Source organism: Vibrio sp. YT-16, assembly GCF_033337405.1.
In the GTDB taxonomy this organism is placed as follows: Bacteria; Pseudomonadota; Gammaproteobacteria; order Enterobacterales; family Vibrionaceae; genus Vibrio; species Vibrio alginolyticus.
In genome coordinates this window covers 28,179-44,029 of record NZ_JAWOQQ010000017.1, presented here as the reverse complement: position 1 = coordinate 44,029, position 15,851 = coordinate 28,179, and the positions used below count along the sequence as shown (strand labels likewise).

General features: G+C 46.0%; 15 protein-coding genes and 1 riboswitch. Of the genes, 8 read left to right on the top strand and 7 right to left on the bottom strand.

The annotated features are described in order from the left end of the window. Positions 1-40: 40 nt before the first annotated feature. Entirely contained in the window at positions 41-388 is a 348-nt protein-coding gene (locus tag R7F07_RS20920) for a gamma-glutamylcyclotransferase (protein ID WP_017633453.1), read from the top strand. A gap of 49 nt (positions 389-437) precedes the next feature. Continuing rightward, the gene (locus R7F07_RS20915) at positions 438-800 is read left to right on the top strand and encodes a DUF2799 domain-containing protein (RefSeq protein WP_017633454.1); all 363 of its coding nucleotides are present in this window, start codon (positions 438-440) and stop codon (positions 798-800) included. 73 nt (positions 801-873) lie between these two features. Here R7F07_RS20915 and ppa read toward each other — a convergent pair whose 3' ends face one another. Together ppa and fbp are read right to left on the bottom strand one after the other, a co-directional pair. Further along, positions 874-1,404: an inorganic diphosphatase gene (ppa, locus tag R7F07_RS20910; RefSeq protein WP_005379635.1), complete on the bottom strand. Its 531-nt coding sequence runs from the start codon at positions 1,402-1,404 to the stop codon at positions 874-876. Positions 1,405-1,531: 127 nt separating this feature from the next. After that, positions 1,532-2,548 (bottom strand): class 1 fructose-bisphosphatase, encoded by a 1,017-nt coding sequence (fbp, locus tag R7F07_RS20905; protein WP_005383114.1) that lies wholly within the window; start codon positions 2,546-2,548, stop codon positions 1,532-1,534. A gap of 312 nt (positions 2,549-2,860) precedes the next feature. Here fbp and mpl point away from each other — a divergent pair, with 312 nt between their 5' ends. The 5 genes from mpl to thiQ all read left to right on the top strand — a co-directional run bounded on the left by mpl (position 2,861) and on the right by thiQ (position 8,434). Beyond that, positions 2,861-4,219, top strand: coding sequence for a UDP-N-acetylmuramate:L-alanyl-gamma-D-glutamyl-meso-diaminopimelate ligase (mpl, locus tag R7F07_RS20900; protein ID WP_171342792.1), 1,359 nt, complete (start codon positions 2,861-2,863; stop codon positions 4,217-4,219). A gap of 5 nt (positions 4,220-4,224) precedes the next feature. Beyond that, positions 4,225-4,863: a flavin prenyltransferase UbiX gene (locus R7F07_RS20895; protein ID WP_033906022.1), complete on the top strand. Its 639-nt coding sequence runs from the start codon at positions 4,225-4,227 to the stop codon at positions 4,861-4,863. 37 nt (positions 4,864-4,900) lie between these two features. Continuing rightward, a riboswitch (TPP riboswitch) is annotated at positions 4,901-5,037 on the top strand. 72 nt (positions 5,038-5,109) lie between these two features. Continuing rightward, on the top strand, positions 5,110-6,102 hold the full coding sequence (gene thiB, locus R7F07_RS20890; protein ID WP_171342790.1) for a thiamine ABC transporter substrate binding subunit: 993 nt from the start codon (positions 5,110-5,112) through the stop codon (positions 6,100-6,102). Between the two features lie 41 nt (positions 6,103-6,143). Further along, positions 6,144-7,730: a thiamine/thiamine pyrophosphate ABC transporter permease ThiP gene (thiP, locus tag R7F07_RS20885; protein WP_171342789.1), complete on the top strand. Its 1,587-nt coding sequence runs from the start codon at positions 6,144-6,146 to the stop codon at positions 7,728-7,730. Continuing rightward, entirely contained in the window at positions 7,730-8,434 is a 705-nt protein-coding gene (gene thiQ / locus R7F07_RS20880; protein ID WP_171342788.1) for a thiamine ABC transporter ATP-binding protein, read from the top strand. Before thiP ends, thiQ begins: the two co-directional genes overlap by 1 nt. Positions 8,435-8,452: 18 nt before the next feature. Here thiQ and R7F07_RS20875 read toward each other — a convergent pair whose 3' ends face one another. Continuing rightward, positions 8,453-9,400 carry a LysR family transcriptional regulator gene (locus R7F07_RS20875; RefSeq protein WP_005379650.1) on the bottom strand — a complete coding sequence of 316 codons (948 nt, stop codon included), beginning with the start codon at positions 9,398-9,400 and terminating at the stop codon, positions 8,453-8,455. 92 nt (positions 9,401-9,492) lie between these two features. Between R7F07_RS20875 and R7F07_RS20870 the strand changes: the two genes are divergently transcribed. Further along, positions 9,493-10,569: an alkene reductase gene (locus tag R7F07_RS20870; protein ID WP_025768366.1), complete on the top strand. Its 1,077-nt coding sequence runs from the start codon at positions 9,493-9,495 to the stop codon at positions 10,567-10,569. A gap of 63 nt (positions 10,570-10,632) precedes the next feature. Here the strand turns inward: R7F07_RS20870 and R7F07_RS20865 are convergent, their stop codons facing one another. The 4 genes from R7F07_RS20865 to argR all read right to left on the bottom strand — a co-directional run bounded on the left by R7F07_RS20865 (position 10,633) and on the right by argR (position 15,831). Continuing rightward, the gene (locus R7F07_RS20865) at positions 10,633-11,070 is read right to left on the bottom strand and encodes a universal stress protein (protein WP_171342786.1); all 438 of its coding nucleotides are present in this window, start codon (positions 11,068-11,070) and stop codon (positions 10,633-10,635) included. Between the two features lie 45 nt (positions 11,071-11,115). Then, positions 11,116-13,695, bottom strand: a complete 2,580-nt coding sequence (locus R7F07_RS20860) for a TRAP transporter permease (RefSeq protein WP_017820274.1) — start codon at positions 13,693-13,695, stop codon at positions 11,116-11,118. 291 nt (positions 13,696-13,986) lie between these two features. Next, positions 13,987-14,955, bottom strand: coding sequence for a TAXI family TRAP transporter solute-binding subunit (locus R7F07_RS20855; protein ID WP_005379657.1), 969 nt, complete (start codon positions 14,953-14,955; stop codon positions 13,987-13,989). A 405-nt stretch (positions 14,956-15,360) separates the two neighbouring features. Then, positions 15,361-15,831 carry a transcriptional regulator ArgR gene (argR, locus tag R7F07_RS20850; RefSeq protein WP_005379659.1) on the bottom strand — a complete coding sequence of 157 codons (471 nt, stop codon included), beginning with the start codon at positions 15,829-15,831 and terminating at the stop codon, positions 15,361-15,363. Between the last annotated feature and the right edge of the window lie 20 nt (positions 15,832-15,851).

Below are 15,851 nucleotides of genomic sequence, written 5' to 3'. Positions count from 1 at the left end.
CTTTAACCTAAGCATATACAGTCATGACTAAGGAGTGGTTATGCAGCATTTGATTTTTGTCTACGGCACGTTACGCAAGGGAGAGTACAACCATCAGTATTTGCGCTCGGCGCAGTTTCTTGGTTTACATGAAACGGATGCTCAATTTGCAATGTATGACTTAGGCCCTTATCCAGCGTTGTCTGTTGGGCAACGCTCGATTCAAGGTGAGGTGTACCTGATTGACAGTGAAACCTTATCTGAGCTAGATAGGTTAGAAGATGTGCCAGTGGAATATCGCCGAGAGAGCATCGTTACGCCTTTTGGCCAAGCTTGGATCTACTTATATCAAGATACTGAGCAATTAACCGAAGAAATCGCTTCCGGAGATTGGTGTCAAAAGGTGTGAGCTATACTGACATTATCAATAGCAACGAGCTAAACACTAAGGAGTCACGATGAAAGCATTCGTAATTGGAGTAATGGCGTTGCTTCTTGCTGCATGCGCACAAACAACACTACCGACTTCGAATAATGTGACCGATTGGCAAGTGTTTGGTAAGCAGTCAGCTTTAGATGGATTACGGGAGTTATCTGAGGAGCGAATTGCGAAGCTGGATGATGTTAACCATGCGACGCCAGAACTGATAATGGCTTATCAAGCGGGTTACCAGCAAGGTAAGCAAGAGTATTGCGAGCAAAGTGCTTATATGCTCGGTGTTATCGGGCGCCCGTATTTTGGCATTTGTGATGACGTTGACCCCTTCTTTCAACATGATTACGACGCTGGACGAATGTCTTCAGCAGGCGCACCTATCTAGTTGACACAGGTAAGATGAAAGCAAAAGAGCTGCCCTAGAGCAGCTCTTTTTAGTTTTGTATCAGCAGTGATGCTTATTTTTTCTGAGCGCGCTCGTAAGATTCTAGGATCTCAGCTTTAGCGGCAGCAACATCTGCCCACCCATCCACTTTCACCCATTTGCCTGCTTCAAGCTCTTTGTAACGCTCAAAGAATTGCGTGATCTGCGCTTTCAGTAGTTCTGGGATATCGTCCACATCTTGGATGTGCTCGTACTCTTTCGAGATTTTTGAGTGGGGAACCGCAAACACTTTTGCATCTTCACCCGATTCATCTGTCATCTTCAAAACGCCAACAGGACGGCAGCGAATGACTGAACCTGGCATGAGTGGGTATGGTGTTGGTACCAATACGTCGACTGGGTCGCCATCAAGAGACAGGGTATTGTTCACGTAGCCATAGTTGCATGGGTAGAACATTGGTGCAGACATGAAACGGTCGACAAATACAGCACCAGAGTCTTTATCTACTTCGTACTTGATTGGATCTGCATTTGCAGGAATTTCGATAACGACATAGATATCTTCAGGCAGCGACTTGCCTGCTGGTACATGGTTTAAGCTCATTAGAATATTCCTTTTCATTAACGATGAGTCACACAAAAGCGGCTTCATCTGATGATAAATTCGCGTTTCACTTTAGCGACAAAAACGCGGCAGGTAAACACCTGCCGCGTTGGACAAAGGTCTGAAATTATTCTTCGTCGCGGTGCAGTTCAAGGAACTCTTCAACTTTGCGAACCATGTTCTTCGAACCCACAAAGAAAGGTACACGCTGGTGCAACTCAGTAGGCTTGATGTCCATAATGCGATTCACGCCGTCCGATGCAATGCCGCCAGCTTGCTCAATGAGGAATGCCATAGGGTTACATTCGTAAAGCAGGCGTAGCTTGCCTTGTGGGTGGCTTTGTGTGCTTGGGTAAAGGTAGATACCACCTTTCAGTAGGTTGCGGTGGAAATCAGCAACCAGCGAGCCAATGTAGCGAGAAGTGTATGGGCGACCGTCTTCTGGCACGTTTTCTTGGCAGTACTTGATGTACTTCTTCACCCCTTGAGGGAAACGAATGTAATTACCTTCGTTGATGGAGTAGATCTTACCATCATCAGGAATCATCATGTTTTCATGAGAAAGACAGAAGCTGCCGATAGATGGGTCGTAAGTAAAGCCGTTTACGCCGTTACCAGTTGTGTATACCAACATGGTGGAGGAGCCGTAAATCACGTAGCCCGCAGCCACTTGCTTGTGACCAGGTTGTAGGAAGTCTTCTTCAGTTGGTGGAGTACCGATTGGAGAAACACGACGGTAAATCGAGAAGATAGTACCAACAGAGACGTTCACATCGATGTTAGAAGAACCATCAAGTGGGTCCATCAGTACTACATATTTGGCGTTTTGGTTGAGTTCTTTATTGAACGCAACTGCTTCGTCTTCTTCTTCACTGGCAACGCCACACACTTGATCACGAGCTTCAAGCGCGGCTTTGAACTTATCGTTCGCGTAAACATCGAGCTTTTGCTGATCTTCACCTTGGACATTTTCCGTGCCTACAGCACCAGTGATATCACCGAGACCCGCTGCGTTGATTTCGCGGTTAACGATTTTTGCAGCTAAACGAATGGAGGCTAAAAGGGATGATAGATCACCGCTAGCGTGGGGGAAATCCGCTTGTTTTTCGACAATGAACTCGCCTAGGGTGCGCAGTCCTGACATGGTTAATCCTTACATTTTCATTTCATTGGGGGTAGTGCGCAAGTGAGCATCTCTTTATGGATGTTAAACGATTGCGCTGGATGTAAGTTTAAGTCGCAGATCTTTTTAATGGTAATGAAGTAACTGTTTGAGATCTCAATTTATTTGTAGACTTGTTTGAGGGATTCATCAGTAAGCAAGAGGTTGTACAGTCTGTGTTCAACCTTGTCATATTTGTGAAAGGGACTGCAAGAAGAAGGCTAAAGTCACTCGCTTTTCAGGCGGTAATCGCGATAATGAAAGCATTAAAAAACGCATTACAAGGTTTAGTTTATGCACATTCATATCTTGGGTATCTGTGGCACATTTATGGGCGGCGCAGCGATTCTAGCGCGCCAATTAGGACATAAAGTCACTGGTTCTGATGCCAACGTTTATCCGCCAATGAGCACACTGCTTGAGTCTCAAGGTATTGAAATTATTGAAGGCTTTGACCCGTCTCAACTCGACCCTCAACCAGATCTTGTGGTGATTGGTAATGCGATGAGCCGTGGCAACCCTTGTGTCGAGCATGTGCTCAACACTAACATGCGTTACACCTCTGGCCCGCAGTGGCTCAACGAGTTTTTGCTGCATGATCGTTGGGTATTGGCGGTATCGGGTACACATGGGAAAACGACCACGTCGAGCATGCTTGCTTGGATACTTGAAGATTGTGGTTATCAACCGGGTTTCTTAGTCGGTGGGGTACTCGGTAACTTCGGAGTGTCTGCTCGTTTGGGTGAAAGTATGTTTTTTGTCGTTGAAGCGGACGAATATGACAGTGCTTTTTTCGATAAGCGTTCTAAGTTTGTGCATTACCATCCTCGCACTTTAATCATGAACAATCTTGAGTTTGATCATGCTGATATCTTCGATGATCTAGAAGCGATCAAGCGCCAATTCCATCATTTAGTGCGAACTGTACCGGGCAATGGATTGATCTTAGCGCCGAGAAAAGATCAGGCGTTAGCGGATGTATTAGAGCGTGGCTGCTGGACTGAAAAACAGTTCTCTGGTGAGAATGGTGACTGGCAAGCGCACAAATTAGTGCTTGATGGCTCAAAATTTGACGTTGCGTTGCAAGGCGAGAAGGTTGGTACCGTCGAATGGAATTTGGTGGGTGACCATAATGTGGATAATGCACTGATGGCGATCGCTGCTGCACGACATGTTGGAGTCACTCCGGATCTTGCTTGCCAGGCATTAGGGCGTTTCATCAATACCAAGCGCCGTTTAGAGCTGAAAGGTGAAGAACAAGGTGTGACGGTTTACGATGATTTTGCGCATCACCCAACGGCAATTGAACTTACTGTCGGTGGTTTGCGTAACAAGGTAGGTGAAAAACGCATCCTTGCTGTGTTAGAGCCGCGTTCTGCCACCATGAAGCGTGGTGTACACAAAAACACACTTGCAGAGTCACTACACAGTGCAGATGAAGTCTTCTTGTTCCAGCCAGATAATATCGAGTGGTCTGTGCAAGACATTGCCGACCAATGCAAACAGCCAGCGTTTTTCGATGCGGATATAGATAACTTTGTAGCCAAGATCGTCGAACGTGCGCGAGCAGGTGACCAAATTCTAGTCATGAGTAATGGTGGCTTCGGTGGTATTCACGGAAAACTTCTTGAGCAGTTAAAACAAAAAGCCTGATTGATATGCAAAACAAAACACAACCCTCTCACAAAAAAGCCATCACGTTGGCATTAACGGGGGCTTCTGGTGCTCCCTACGGCCTTCGTCTTTTAGAATGCTTGGTTGCGGCGGATTATCATGTCTACGTTCTGATTTCTTCGGCAGCTCGTGTTGTGATGGCAACCGAGCATAATCTTAAGCTGCCAAGTGGTCCAGAAGCAGCGCAGCAAGCATTGGTAGAGCACCTGAACTGCAATCCCGATAACATCACCGTTTGCGGTAAAGATGACTGGTTCTCACCGGTTGCGTCTGGTTCTGCTGCACCAAAGCAAATGGTGGTTTGCCCATGTTCTGCGGGAAGCGTTGCAGCGATTGCGCATGGTATGTCAGATAACTTGATCGAGCGGGCCGCTGATGTGGTAATGAAAGAGCGCGGGCAGCTGTTGCTCGTGGTTCGCGAAACACCATTTTCAACGCTACATCTGGAGAACATGCACAAACTGTCGCAAATGGGCGTCACCATCATGCCAGCAGCTCCAGGCTTCTATCATCAGCCAAAGAGTATTGAAGACTTAGTGGATTTTATGGTGGCGAGAATTCTTGACCACTTAGGTATTGAGCAAGGTTTGGTGCCTCGTTGGGGTTATGACCAGCGCTCGTGAGCTGATTGTGTAACCACTCAAATACCTTTACAATCCATCCAACTCATCGGGGAGCAAACCCATTTAGCATTGAGTCAATCAATGCATTGGGGCGCTGAGACCTAAGTGTTTAACTAGGGACCCGTATTACCTGAACCAGATAATGCTGGCGTAGGAATTGAGTCTGGATATTGGAAGTCCTTAATAGCCGCCTCAAACCCTGTGCCGCTCAACTTATTTCTCTGAAATACTCATGGAGAGCGAGCAGTGAAACCCACTCTAAATCTGATTGCCTTAGCTGCAATCACCTCTACTTCAGCGTTTGCCGCTGAAAACACATTAACCATCTATACCTACGACTCTTTTGCCGCAGATTGGGGGCCGGGTCCTAAAATCGAGCAAGCTTTTGAAGCAAAATGTGGCTGTGACGTTAACTTCGTAGCGTTGGACGATGGTGTGTCGATTCTGAATCGTCTTCGTCTTGAAGGCGGTAATAGCAAAGCGGACATCGTATTAGGTTTGGATAACAATCTGATGGCAGAAGCGAAGAAAACCGGTCTGCTTGCCGAGCACAATGTAGATACGTCCAATACAGTGTTACCAAACGGTTGGAGCGACACGACGTTTGTACCGTACGATTACGGCTACTTCGCGTTTGTGTACAACAAAGAGAAAATGACTAATCCGCCGAAAAGCATGAAAGAGCTGGTGGAAACGCGCGACGATCTGAAAGTGATTTACCAAGATCCGCGGACTTCAACGCCGGGCCAAGGCTTGATGCTATGGATGAAATCTATTTATGGCGACGATGTGACGCAAGCGTGGCAGAAGCTAGCGAGCAAAACCGTAACGGTCACGAAAGGTTGGTCTGAAGCGTATTCCATGTTCCTCAATGGTGAGTCCGATTTAGTGCTTTCTTACACCACCTCACCTGCGTACCACTTAATTGCGGAAAACGATTCGAAGTTTGCGACGGCGAATTTTGCTGAAGGCCACTACATGCAAGTTGAAGTCGCCGCCAAAGTGAAAGGGGCAAAAAATTCAGAACTTGCTGATCAATTTATGAGTTTCATTTTAAGTGATGAGTTCCAATCGGCGATGCCAACGGGTAACTGGATGTACCCAGTCACTGACGTTGAGTTACCTAAAGGTTTTGAAACTTTGAGTGTTCCAAGCAAGTCGTTGAGCTTTAGTGCTGATGAAGTGGCAAAAATGCGTAAGTCTTGGATTCGCGAATGGCAAAGCGCATTGACGTTTTAGCTGACGTTTCCACCCTCATCTGAATGAGATAGGTTTTACCTTTGAATTCTGTTCCAAAAATAGGTTTAGGGGTCGCGATGATCATCGCGACCTTTGTTATTTCTGCCCTAGGTGCTTTGATTGTTCAAGCCCCTTCACTTGATGTGTCTGTGGTATGGGGCGACCCGTACTATCAACATGTCACCAAGTTCAGTTTCTACCAAGCGTTTCTTTCCACATTGCTCAGTGTTGGCTTTGCCATTCCAGTAGCGCACGCACTTTCGCGTCGCCAATTTATTGGTAAATCATTACTGCTTAAGCTGTTTGCATCGACACTGGTTTTGCCGGTTTTGGTTGGTGTTTTTGGGCTGTTAGCGATTTATGGCAACAGTGGTTTGTTGGCGCAGTGGTTGCAAAGTTTCGACACTAAACTGCCATTCTCTATTTACGGTTTGAACGGCATTTTACTCGCCCATGTGTTCTTTAATTTACCTTACGCGGCACGATTGCTTCTGCAAGCCTTGGAGTCTATTCCTGCCGAGCAGCATAAGCTTTGCGCGCATCTTGGGATGAGCCATTGGGATAAGTTTCGCTGGGTAGAATGGCCGCGTTTAAGGCAGCAGCTTCCCCACGTTTGTGGGTTGGTGTTTATGTTGTGCTTTACCAGTTTTGCCACTGTAATGGCGTTGGGGGGCGGGCCAAAATCCACCACCATTGAATTGGCCATTTACCAAGCGATTAAGTTTGATTTTGATTTACAAGCTGGGGCGTTATTGGCGCTGTGGCAGATGCTGTTATGTGGACTGCTTGCTATTGGAGTGCAGAAGTTAACAAGGCCTGTTTCTATCAGTGCTGGAAGCACATCGGTACAGCAATATTTAACGAAGGATCATGGGTGGTCAAAAGCTTGGGATAGCTTTTGGATCATAGGTGCCTTTTTACTGGTAATACCGCCGTTATTGATGGTGTTACTGAGTGGCATCAACCAACAAGTTTGGACAGTATTAACCGATGAGCGTTTTTGGTTTGCGCTATTGAACTCCCTCAAAGTCGCCTGTGTCGCTAGCGTGCTTGCGGTCGCTGCAGGGGTGGCCATACTATTGACCAGTCGCCGTTGGCGGTTGCAGTACAAAAACACGCGAGCCGATCAGATAGAGTTAATCGGCACCATTATTTTGGTGACTCCAGGTCTGGTGATTAGCACCGGTTTATTCTTACTACTGCGCGCATTTACCGATGTTTTTAGCTTGGCATTTTTTGTCGTGATTTTGGTGAACGGTTTGATGGCTTTGCCTTACGTGATCAAAACGCTAGCGCAGCCAATGCTGCACATTGAACAACAGTATCAGTATGTATGTGCCAGCTTAGGCATGCGTGGCTGGCAACGGTTTAAAGTGGTGGAGTGGCAGGCGCTACGCAAGCCGTTTGCACATGCGTTTGCGATCAGCTTTATGTTTGCAATAGGGGATTTAAGTGCCATAGCACTGTTTGGTGGACAAGAGTTTCGTACCTTACCTTTGTATTTGTTCCAGTTGCTTGGCAGTTATCAGATGGACGCAGCTGCGGTGGTATCGGTGACCCTATTGTTGTTGAGTGTGGGCTGTTTTGCCTTGATTGAGAAAGTATTGAAAACGAAGGAGAGAGCGTAATGTTAGTGTTGGATGATGTGCAGTACACCTACCAACGTGAACTGTTTCGTTTTGACTTAACGATTGAGCAAGGACAGATTGTGTCGCTGATGGGACCAAGTGGGGCAGGGAAGTCAACCTTGCTGGCGTTGGTGGCAGGATTCATCCATCCTGACCGTGGTGATATTTGTGTTGATGGTGAGTCCATTGTGCGTAAAGAGCCTTATCTGCGTCCGTTCTCTATGTTGTTCCAAGAGCACAATTTGTTTGCTCACTTATCGGTGCGTGACAACATCGGTTTGGGCTTACACCCAGGGCTAAAGCTTACGGTGGACCAAAATCGTCAGATTGAACAAGCCGCGCAGCAAGTTGGTGTTGCAGAGTACCTCGACCGTTTGCCAGAGCATCTTTCTGGTGGCCAGCGTCAACGTGTTGCCTTAGCGCGTTGTTTTGTTCAGCCTCATCCCATGTGGCTATTGGATGAGCCGTTCTCGGCGCTTGATCCGGTGTTGCGTGAAGAGATGCTGAGCTTGGTAAAAAAACTCGCAGCAGAGCAGGGAATAACTGTATTGATGGTCACGCACCATTTAAGCGATGCCAAAGCGATTGCCAGCCACTTTGTGTTTGTGGCAGATGGTAAAGTGGAAGCCGCGGGTGATATGTCTGCATTGAGTGAACAGCATGCTAGTGAGAAGCTTGCGGCATTTATCCGAGCAGCATGCTAGTGCCTGATAGTTGCTAGGTTATGCTTCTCCGCAACACAAACCATGCCGAGGGCCAAATTCAAATTGAGATCTTAAGCTCATGATATGGTCAATCATTGCTTGTACACGCCGTGGGCGGTTTGCTCCAGGACGATAGACTAAATAAATAGGCATTGGTACCGTGTGCCATTGCGGTAACACTCTGACTAAGGTGCCACTTTCTAGCTCTTGCGTCATGTTCTGCACAGGTAAGTTCGCGATGCCTAGTCCTTTAAGTGCGCCTTTTAATATTGCTTCTACAGTTGTACTTGAGAAGTTACTGGTTATTGAAACATTGACGGTATTATCGTGTGAGATCAGCGTCCAAGGTCCTATTTCTGAAACATATTGATACCTCAAACAGTTATGTTTTGTCAGGTCTTCTGGCGTTTCAGGTACGCCGAACTCAGCTAAATACTCAGGGCTAGCAGCCAGGACTCGAGTGGTATAGCCTAATTTTTTCGCGATTAATCGATCATCAACTATCTGACCGACTCTAATTGCCATATCAAAGCCGTGTGAAAACAGATCAACAAAATCGTTCGATGCTTCTAACGCAATTTGTACTTTTGGCCATTGTTTTAAAAATGGCAAAAAGATGTGCTCCGCCATATACGCATCCAACGCTGGTGGCGCGGAAATACGCAGCCGGCCTTGGATCTGTTGTTCCATCTCCTGAACGTCATGGCCAATTGAGTGGAATTCCTCAACTAAGCTTGCAGCACGCTCTAAAACCATTTGGCCAGCTTCGGTGATCACTAACTTTCGGGTTGTGCGCTCTAGCAGTTTGGCTTCAAAGTGTTGTTCGAGTTTGGTTATGGCTTTACTAACAGTAGATTTCGGTAGGTTTAACTCCAGCGCGCACTTGGTTAAGCTCAGTAGTCGACAGCTTGTGACAAAGATAGAAAGCGTTCTAAAGTCAATTGTTTCTAAATTCCGAACAATCACTTTCAATTATCCATATTGTTTCAATATTAATCTGATTATAGTCTGGCACCTCATCCTTAGCCATCAAGTTATTGTCATTTGAGGTAAACAACATGTCCAACTCTGTAGACTTATTTTCTCCTATCGAACTCGGTCAATTAGCATTAGATAACCGTGCCATTATGGCGCCTTTAACGCGAGCTCGTGCTGGCGCAGACCATATTCCTAATGACCTTATGGTTGAATACTACGCTCAACGTGCGAGTGCCGGACTTATCATTGCTGAATGCACCATGGTGATGGAAGGTACGTCTGCTTTCATGGCAGAGCCGGGTATTTACAACGAAGAGCAAATCGCAGCTTGGAAAAAGGTAACGGATGCGGTTCATGAGAGAGGCGGTAAGATTGTACTGCAAATTTGGCATGCGGGACGAGCTTGTCATCCTGATCTGAATGAAGGAAAAACACCTGTAGCGGCGAGCGCATTGGCCATTCGTGATGAATTAGTCCATACCCCTTCGGGTAAGCAAGCATATACGGTACCACGAGCACTCGAAGTGGATGAGATAGCTTCCATTGTTGCGGCGTTTAAACAAGGTGCAGAAAACGCCAAGAAAGCAGGCTTTGATGGGGTCGAGATACATGGCGCCAATGGTTATCTTATTGATAACTTCCTTCGTGACGGCTCAAATTTACGTACCGATGAATACGGTGGCTCGGTTGAAAATCGTGCTCGATTTTTACTTGAGATAGTGAAAGAAGTCGTTGAGGTGTGGGGACCCGGAAGAGTCGGTCTGCGTACATCTCCGCTAAATGGATTTAATGACATGAAAGACAGTGATCCAGTTGGTTTGGTGCGTTACTTAGCAGAGCAACTTAATTCTTTCGATCTTGCTTATTGGCACGTGATGCGTGCGGATCTGAAAGGCGTACAAAAAGCAGATGTTCTCAAGCCAGCACGCGAAAACTATCAAGGTCACTTAATGGCGAACGTGGGCTACAGTGCACAAGAAGCGGCAACAGCAATTGCAGAAAACAAAGTTGATGTGGTCGCATTTGGCGTTCCCTTTATCGCAAACCCAGATTTAGTTGAGCGGTTTAAGAAAAATGCACCTCTTAATGAGGCGAAACCAGAACACTTTTATTTGGGTGGAGCAGAAGGTTATACCGATTACCCAGTGATGGCATAACCCTTACTTGTTTAATATAAAAAGGACGCTAATGTTAGCGTCCTTTTTCGTTTCTGTATTTACTTAGCCTTGCGGTTTTACGATCATCACATTGATTGGAGAATATTCCACAACCTTACTCGCGACAGAGCCAAGCATTACTTTATTGATTTTAGAGCGTTTGTGGCTTGGCATAATGATGAGATCAGCGCCTAAACGTTCTGCATAATCAAGAATGGTCGCGTAGGCCTTGCCTTCAGCAACATGCACTTGGTAAACCACATCTTCAGCAATATGCTCATTAGCGAAAGCTTTTAGTTGCTGCTTCACGTCTTGCTTCATTTTGGCTGCAGCATCTTTCGGAAAGTATGTGGCAACCATCGACATGTGAATACCAGGTAGTACCGTCAGAAGATGGATTTGAGCATTTGCTTGCTTTGCCTGCCAAACCGCTAGTTCAACCGCTCGGTCTGAAAAGCCTTGGTCATTTAGATCAACCGGAACAAGAATTTGTTTGTACATTCAATGTCTCTCATTAAGGCCCCTTTATCCTCGGGGCCAAATCGGTTATGCGCTCAATTGTTCCTTACGAGCACGACGTTTTTGGTTCATTGCAAGCACCAGCAAAATCATTAAGCATGGTACAAACACCCACTCTTTCATCGGACGGTCTGCATCCTGGATAACCCACTTGATTTCCCAATCAAAGTCGATACCTGCGGACTCTGCTGGACTACCAAATTCAACCATATCGACAATCATTTTGTTGTCACTTTCGGTCAGCATCAGACCCATAGATGAAATACGTGCGTCTGCTGTTGTCGCACTGTCTTCGAATGGAAGACGAACCGTTTTCTCAATGTAGTCGCCCTCAAGGTTTTCACCGGCAACACGTAACTCCAATGATTCTCCTACATTTAGTGTTTCCGTGATTTGAGCTACCTCAACGCCAGGAGAAAGAACTTTCGCTGGGTACAGCATGTCCCACCAAAAACCTGGACGGAAAAACGAAAATGTCAGTACTAATAATAGGACTGTTTCCCACCACTTGTTACGCGTGAACCACCACCCTTGAGTTGCCGCAGAGAATATCAGCATTGCAATGATCGATGAAATGACCGTGAGTGCCAAATGCCACCAAGAGTCGATCCCCATTAACAATAACTGGGTATTGAACACAAACATGAACGGCAAAATAGCGGTTCGAATATCGTAAGTAAAACCTTGGATACCGGTACGAATTGGATCTGATTTCGCAATCGCTGCTGCTGCAAAAGCCGCAAGACCTACAGGTGGGGTATCGTCGGCCAAAATACCAAAGTAGAAAACGAACAAGTGCACCGCTATCAACGGAATAATCAAGCCATGCGCCGCGCCGAGCGTAACAATAACCGGCGCCATTAGCGTAGAGACCACGATGTAGTTCGCCGTTGTTGGCAGACCCATCCCCAGAACCAAGCTAATGATGGCGGTAAACAGCAGCATAAGAATGATACTGCCACCAGAGATAAACTCGACGAAGTCGGTCATCACTAGTCCGATACCCGTTAGTGTAACAACACCAACTACGGTGCCCGCTGCCGCGGTTGCAACGCCGATACCAATCATATTGCGCGCACCAGAAACTAAGCTCTCGGCAAGATCGACAAAGCCATCTTTGGTTTGCTGAAGCATATCACCTTGCTTTGACAGCAGTGCAATCAACGGACGTTGAGTAAGCAAAATGAAAATCATGAACACCGTTGCCCAGAATGCCGAAAGACCAGGTGAGAAACGTTCGACAGTCAAACACCAAACCAATACGACGATAGGGAGTAGGTAGTGCAAGCCTGACTTAACGGTTGGGCCAGGATCAGGTACTTCTGTTAATTCTGCATCAATCTCAATTGCGCCATCTTGCACGTGATTTGCTGAGACTTTCACCAACCCAACGTACGCGATTAATAGTGCGACGGTAACAATTGGTGTCGCGGCATCACCAAAGACGTCCTTTGTCCAACCCACTCCGTAGTAAACCAATGCGCTGATCACACACAATCCTAAGATTGTGCCAGTAAAGGACAGCAGACTTTGTACTAGTGTTGGGTTGTGGCGACGAGGAAGCCCTGTCATGCCTGCTTTACACGCTTCAAGGTGAACAATGTAAATTAAAGCAATATAAGAGATTAGCGCTGGAAGTAGGGCGGCTTTAATCACCTCAACGTAGGAGATACCGACGTATTCCACCATCAAAAATGCTGCTGCACCCATGATTGGCGGTGTTAACTGACCATTGGTTGAAGCCGCTACCTCTACCGCACCCGCTTTTGTGCCGGGAAAGCCAACACGCTTCATCAGTGGAATCGTAAAGGTGCCAGTTGTTACTACGTTTGCGATTGAAGAACCAGAAACCAGACCAGATAAACCTGATGCAACAACGGCCGCTTTAGCTGGACCACCTTTCATATGGCCAAGTAACGAGAAGGCAACTTTAATGAAGTAAGCACCAGCACCAGCGCGTTCCAGCATTGCTCCAAACAATACAAACAAGAAGACAAAAGAGGTAGAAACACCTAGCGCAACCCCAAATACGCCTTCTGTTGTTAGCCACAAGTGAGACATGGCCTTGTTCAAGCTTGCCCCTTTGTGCGCGATAACGTCAGGCATGTAAGGGCCTGCAAAGGTGTAAGTAAGGAAAACAGCAGCCACGACCATTAATGGTGGACCAAGTGCTCGGCGTGTTGCTTCTAAAAGGAGGAGCATACCGATAACAGCAACAACGATATCAACCGTTGTCGGTGCGCCTGAGCGTCCTGCTAGCTCGGTATAAAAAAGGTATATATAGGCTGCTGAAAAGCTGCCAGCCAACGCGAGTATCCAATCAACAAGAGGGATATGATCGCGAGGAGAATTCTTCATCGCTGGATAAGCAGTGAAAGCCAAAAAGATCGCGAAAGTAAGGTGGATAGATCGCGCTTCCGTGTCGTTCAGTACGCCAAAATTGAAAATAAATGGTAACGGGGATGCGTACCATAATTGAAATAGTGACCAACACAGAGGAACAAACCAAAGGATTCGTCCTTGCATTCCCGAAGGGCTACGTGCACCTGTGTCTGCCTGAGCCACCATTTCTTGCACATCTTGTGACGGAGCTTGATTCGTCGCCATGTACTTTTTCCTTATTATTGATGGTCCTGTCTGATTTTTATCGAGAACCACACTTCGCCTCTATCAGTGTAGTGAATGGAGCGAAGTTTGCTTTCGAGTATTTTGCTGCCTGAACTCAAAGTGTTGATTGTTGGGTACTCTGTTAGGCGGCGTTTAAGTTTTCTTGGGTATGAGCTCGCAGTTTTCAGAAGAAAACTGGCGAATGAAGCATACAGTTAGAACGTGCTACAACCTGTATGCTCAAACAGGCAGAAAATATTCTTTCCTGCCTGTATGTAGAGTCTGAGGAAATTACTTAATTAGACCCATTTCTTTGTAGTATTTTTCTGCACCTGGGTGAAGAGGAATAGAAAGACCAGCTTTCACCATGTCTTCTTTCTTCAAGTTTGCGAATGCAGGGTGTAGACGTTTGAAGGTATCAAAGTTTTCAAACACAGCTTTTGCCACGTTGTAAGCGACATCGTCTGAAACATCAGAGGTCGTTACCATTGTTGCTGCAACACCAAAGCTGTTTACGTCTTTGTCTGTACCGCGGTACATACCAGCCGGTACTGAGCTAAAGGCGTAGTATGGGTTGTCGGCAACAATTTTATCGATTTTAGGGCCTGTTGCTGAAACTAGCTTCGCATCACATGATGTGGTTGCTTCTTTGATTGAACCGTTCGGGTGGCCGACCATGTAAATGAAGGCGTCAATTTTGTTATCACAAAGTGCTTGAGAGCGTTCAGAGCCTTTTAGCTCAGACGCCAATTTGAAGCTGTCGTTTGTCCAACCCATCGCTTCCATGACAACGCCCATCGTTGCACGGTCACCAGAGCCTGGATTACCGATGTTTACGCGCTTACCTTTCAGGTCTTCAACGTTTTCAATACCTGAATCTGCACGCGCAATGATGTTGAAAGGTTCTGTATGAAGAGAGAACATTGCGCGTAGCTTCTTGTACGGGCCTTGTTCTTCAAACTTGCTCGTACCGTTGTAGCCGTGGTACTGCCAATCCGATTGCACGATACCAAAATCTAATTCGCCTGCACGGATAGTGTTAACGTTGTAAATTGAGCCACCAGTCGATTCTACTGAACAACGGATGTTGTGGTCTTTACGACCTTTATTTACCAACTTACAGATAGCACCACCAGTTGGGTAGTAAACACCTGTCACAGAGCCAGTACCGATGGTAATAAACTCTTGAGCGTTAACTGCGCCTGCGCCCATTACGGCTGCAGCGATAGCGCCTACTTTGAGAAGTTTGTTAAATGCCATGAATTTCCCTTCCTTATATTCATTATTTACCCGGAAATAACCATAAATCACTTCTGGAGTTTCCTATTTGGAAACGGCACCTTTTTCAATCCAATCGTTTGAAAAAGCGAGCGAATCATAACAAAAAATTGGCAGAAAATTATCCAATTGTTAAATGTTATAGTTGATAAGTCTGAATTTTGTATCAGGGGATAGGATTCAATTTGTGATTTAATTCTTTTTAAAACAATTGCTTAATTAACGTTTAGTGACTGAAATGAAAAAGATCAATTGCGTGATGTTAATCACAAAATGGATGGTTAAAGAATGAGCGGAGTAAGCAAAAAATTTACATAAATTATGGGCTACAAAATGAGACTTCTTTTATAACCCACAATGAGTTAGCTGATTGAAGCTTTATAGAACTTAACCAGTATATTCGAACAGCTCGCACACTGATTTGAAGAGTTGCTCAGTCGTAATTGCCATGGTTGGCGTAATGAAAATGGTATCGTCACCTGCGACAACACCAAGAATACCTTCGGATTTACCGAGTGAATCAAGCAAGCGAGCAATCAACTGTGCTGCACCTGGGCCAGTGTGAATTACTACTAACGCTGCGTTACGATCGATGTCTAGTACTAGTTCACGCAGAGAACTGCTGACTGTTGGGACACCTAGCTCAGCAGGAAGACAGTAAACCATTTCCATTTTTGCATTGCGCGTACGGACGGCGCCAAATTTAGTCAGCATACGTGAGACTTTAGATTGGTTGATACTCTCAAACCCTTGCTGTTTGAGTGCGTCAACAATCTCGCCCTGTGAGCCAAAGCTTTCTTCTTTTAACAGGGCTTTAAAGGCGCGAACTAAGTTGTCTTGTTTTTCTGAATTGCGCATAGTCATTACAAATCTCTTAT

Coding starts and splice junctions, on each gene's coding strand:
- R7F07_RS20915 (WP_017633454.1), top strand. CDS start 438: ATGAAAGCATTCGTAATTGGAGTAATGGCGTTGCTTCTTGCTGCATGC.
- R7F07_RS20920 (WP_017633453.1), top strand. CDS start 41: ATGCAGCATTTGATTTTTGTCTACGGCACGTTACGCAAGGGAGAGTAC.
- mpl (WP_171342792.1), top strand. CDS start 2,861: ATGCACATTCATATCTTGGGTATCTGTGGCACATTTATGGGCGGCGCA.
- R7F07_RS20860 (WP_017820274.1), bottom strand. CDS start 13,695: ATGGCGACGAATCAAGCTCCGTCACAAGATGTGCAAGAAATGGTGGCT.
- ppa (WP_005379635.1), bottom strand. CDS start 1,404: ATGAGCTTAAACCATGTACCAGCAGGCAAGTCGCTGCCTGAAGATATC.
- thiQ (WP_171342788.1), top strand. CDS start 7,730: ATGTTAGTGTTGGATGATGTGCAGTACACCTACCAACGTGAACTGTTT.
- R7F07_RS20870 (WP_025768366.1), top strand. CDS start 9,493: ATGTCCAACTCTGTAGACTTATTTTCTCCTATCGAACTCGGTCAATTA.
- R7F07_RS20865 (WP_171342786.1), bottom strand. CDS start 11,070: ATGTACAAACAAATTCTTGTTCCGGTTGATCTAAATGACCAAGGCTTT.
- argR (WP_005379659.1), bottom strand. CDS start 15,831: ATGCGCAATTCAGAAAAACAAGACAACTTAGTTCGCGCCTTTAAAGCC.
- fbp (WP_005383114.1), bottom strand. CDS start 2,548: ATGTCAGGACTGCGCACCCTAGGCGAGTTCATTGTCGAAAAACAAGCG.
- R7F07_RS20895 (WP_033906022.1), top strand. CDS start 4,225: ATGCAAAACAAAACACAACCCTCTCACAAAAAAGCCATCACGTTGGCA.
- R7F07_RS20855 (WP_005379657.1), bottom strand. CDS start 14,955: ATGGCATTTAACAAACTTCTCAAAGTAGGCGCTATCGCTGCAGCCGTA.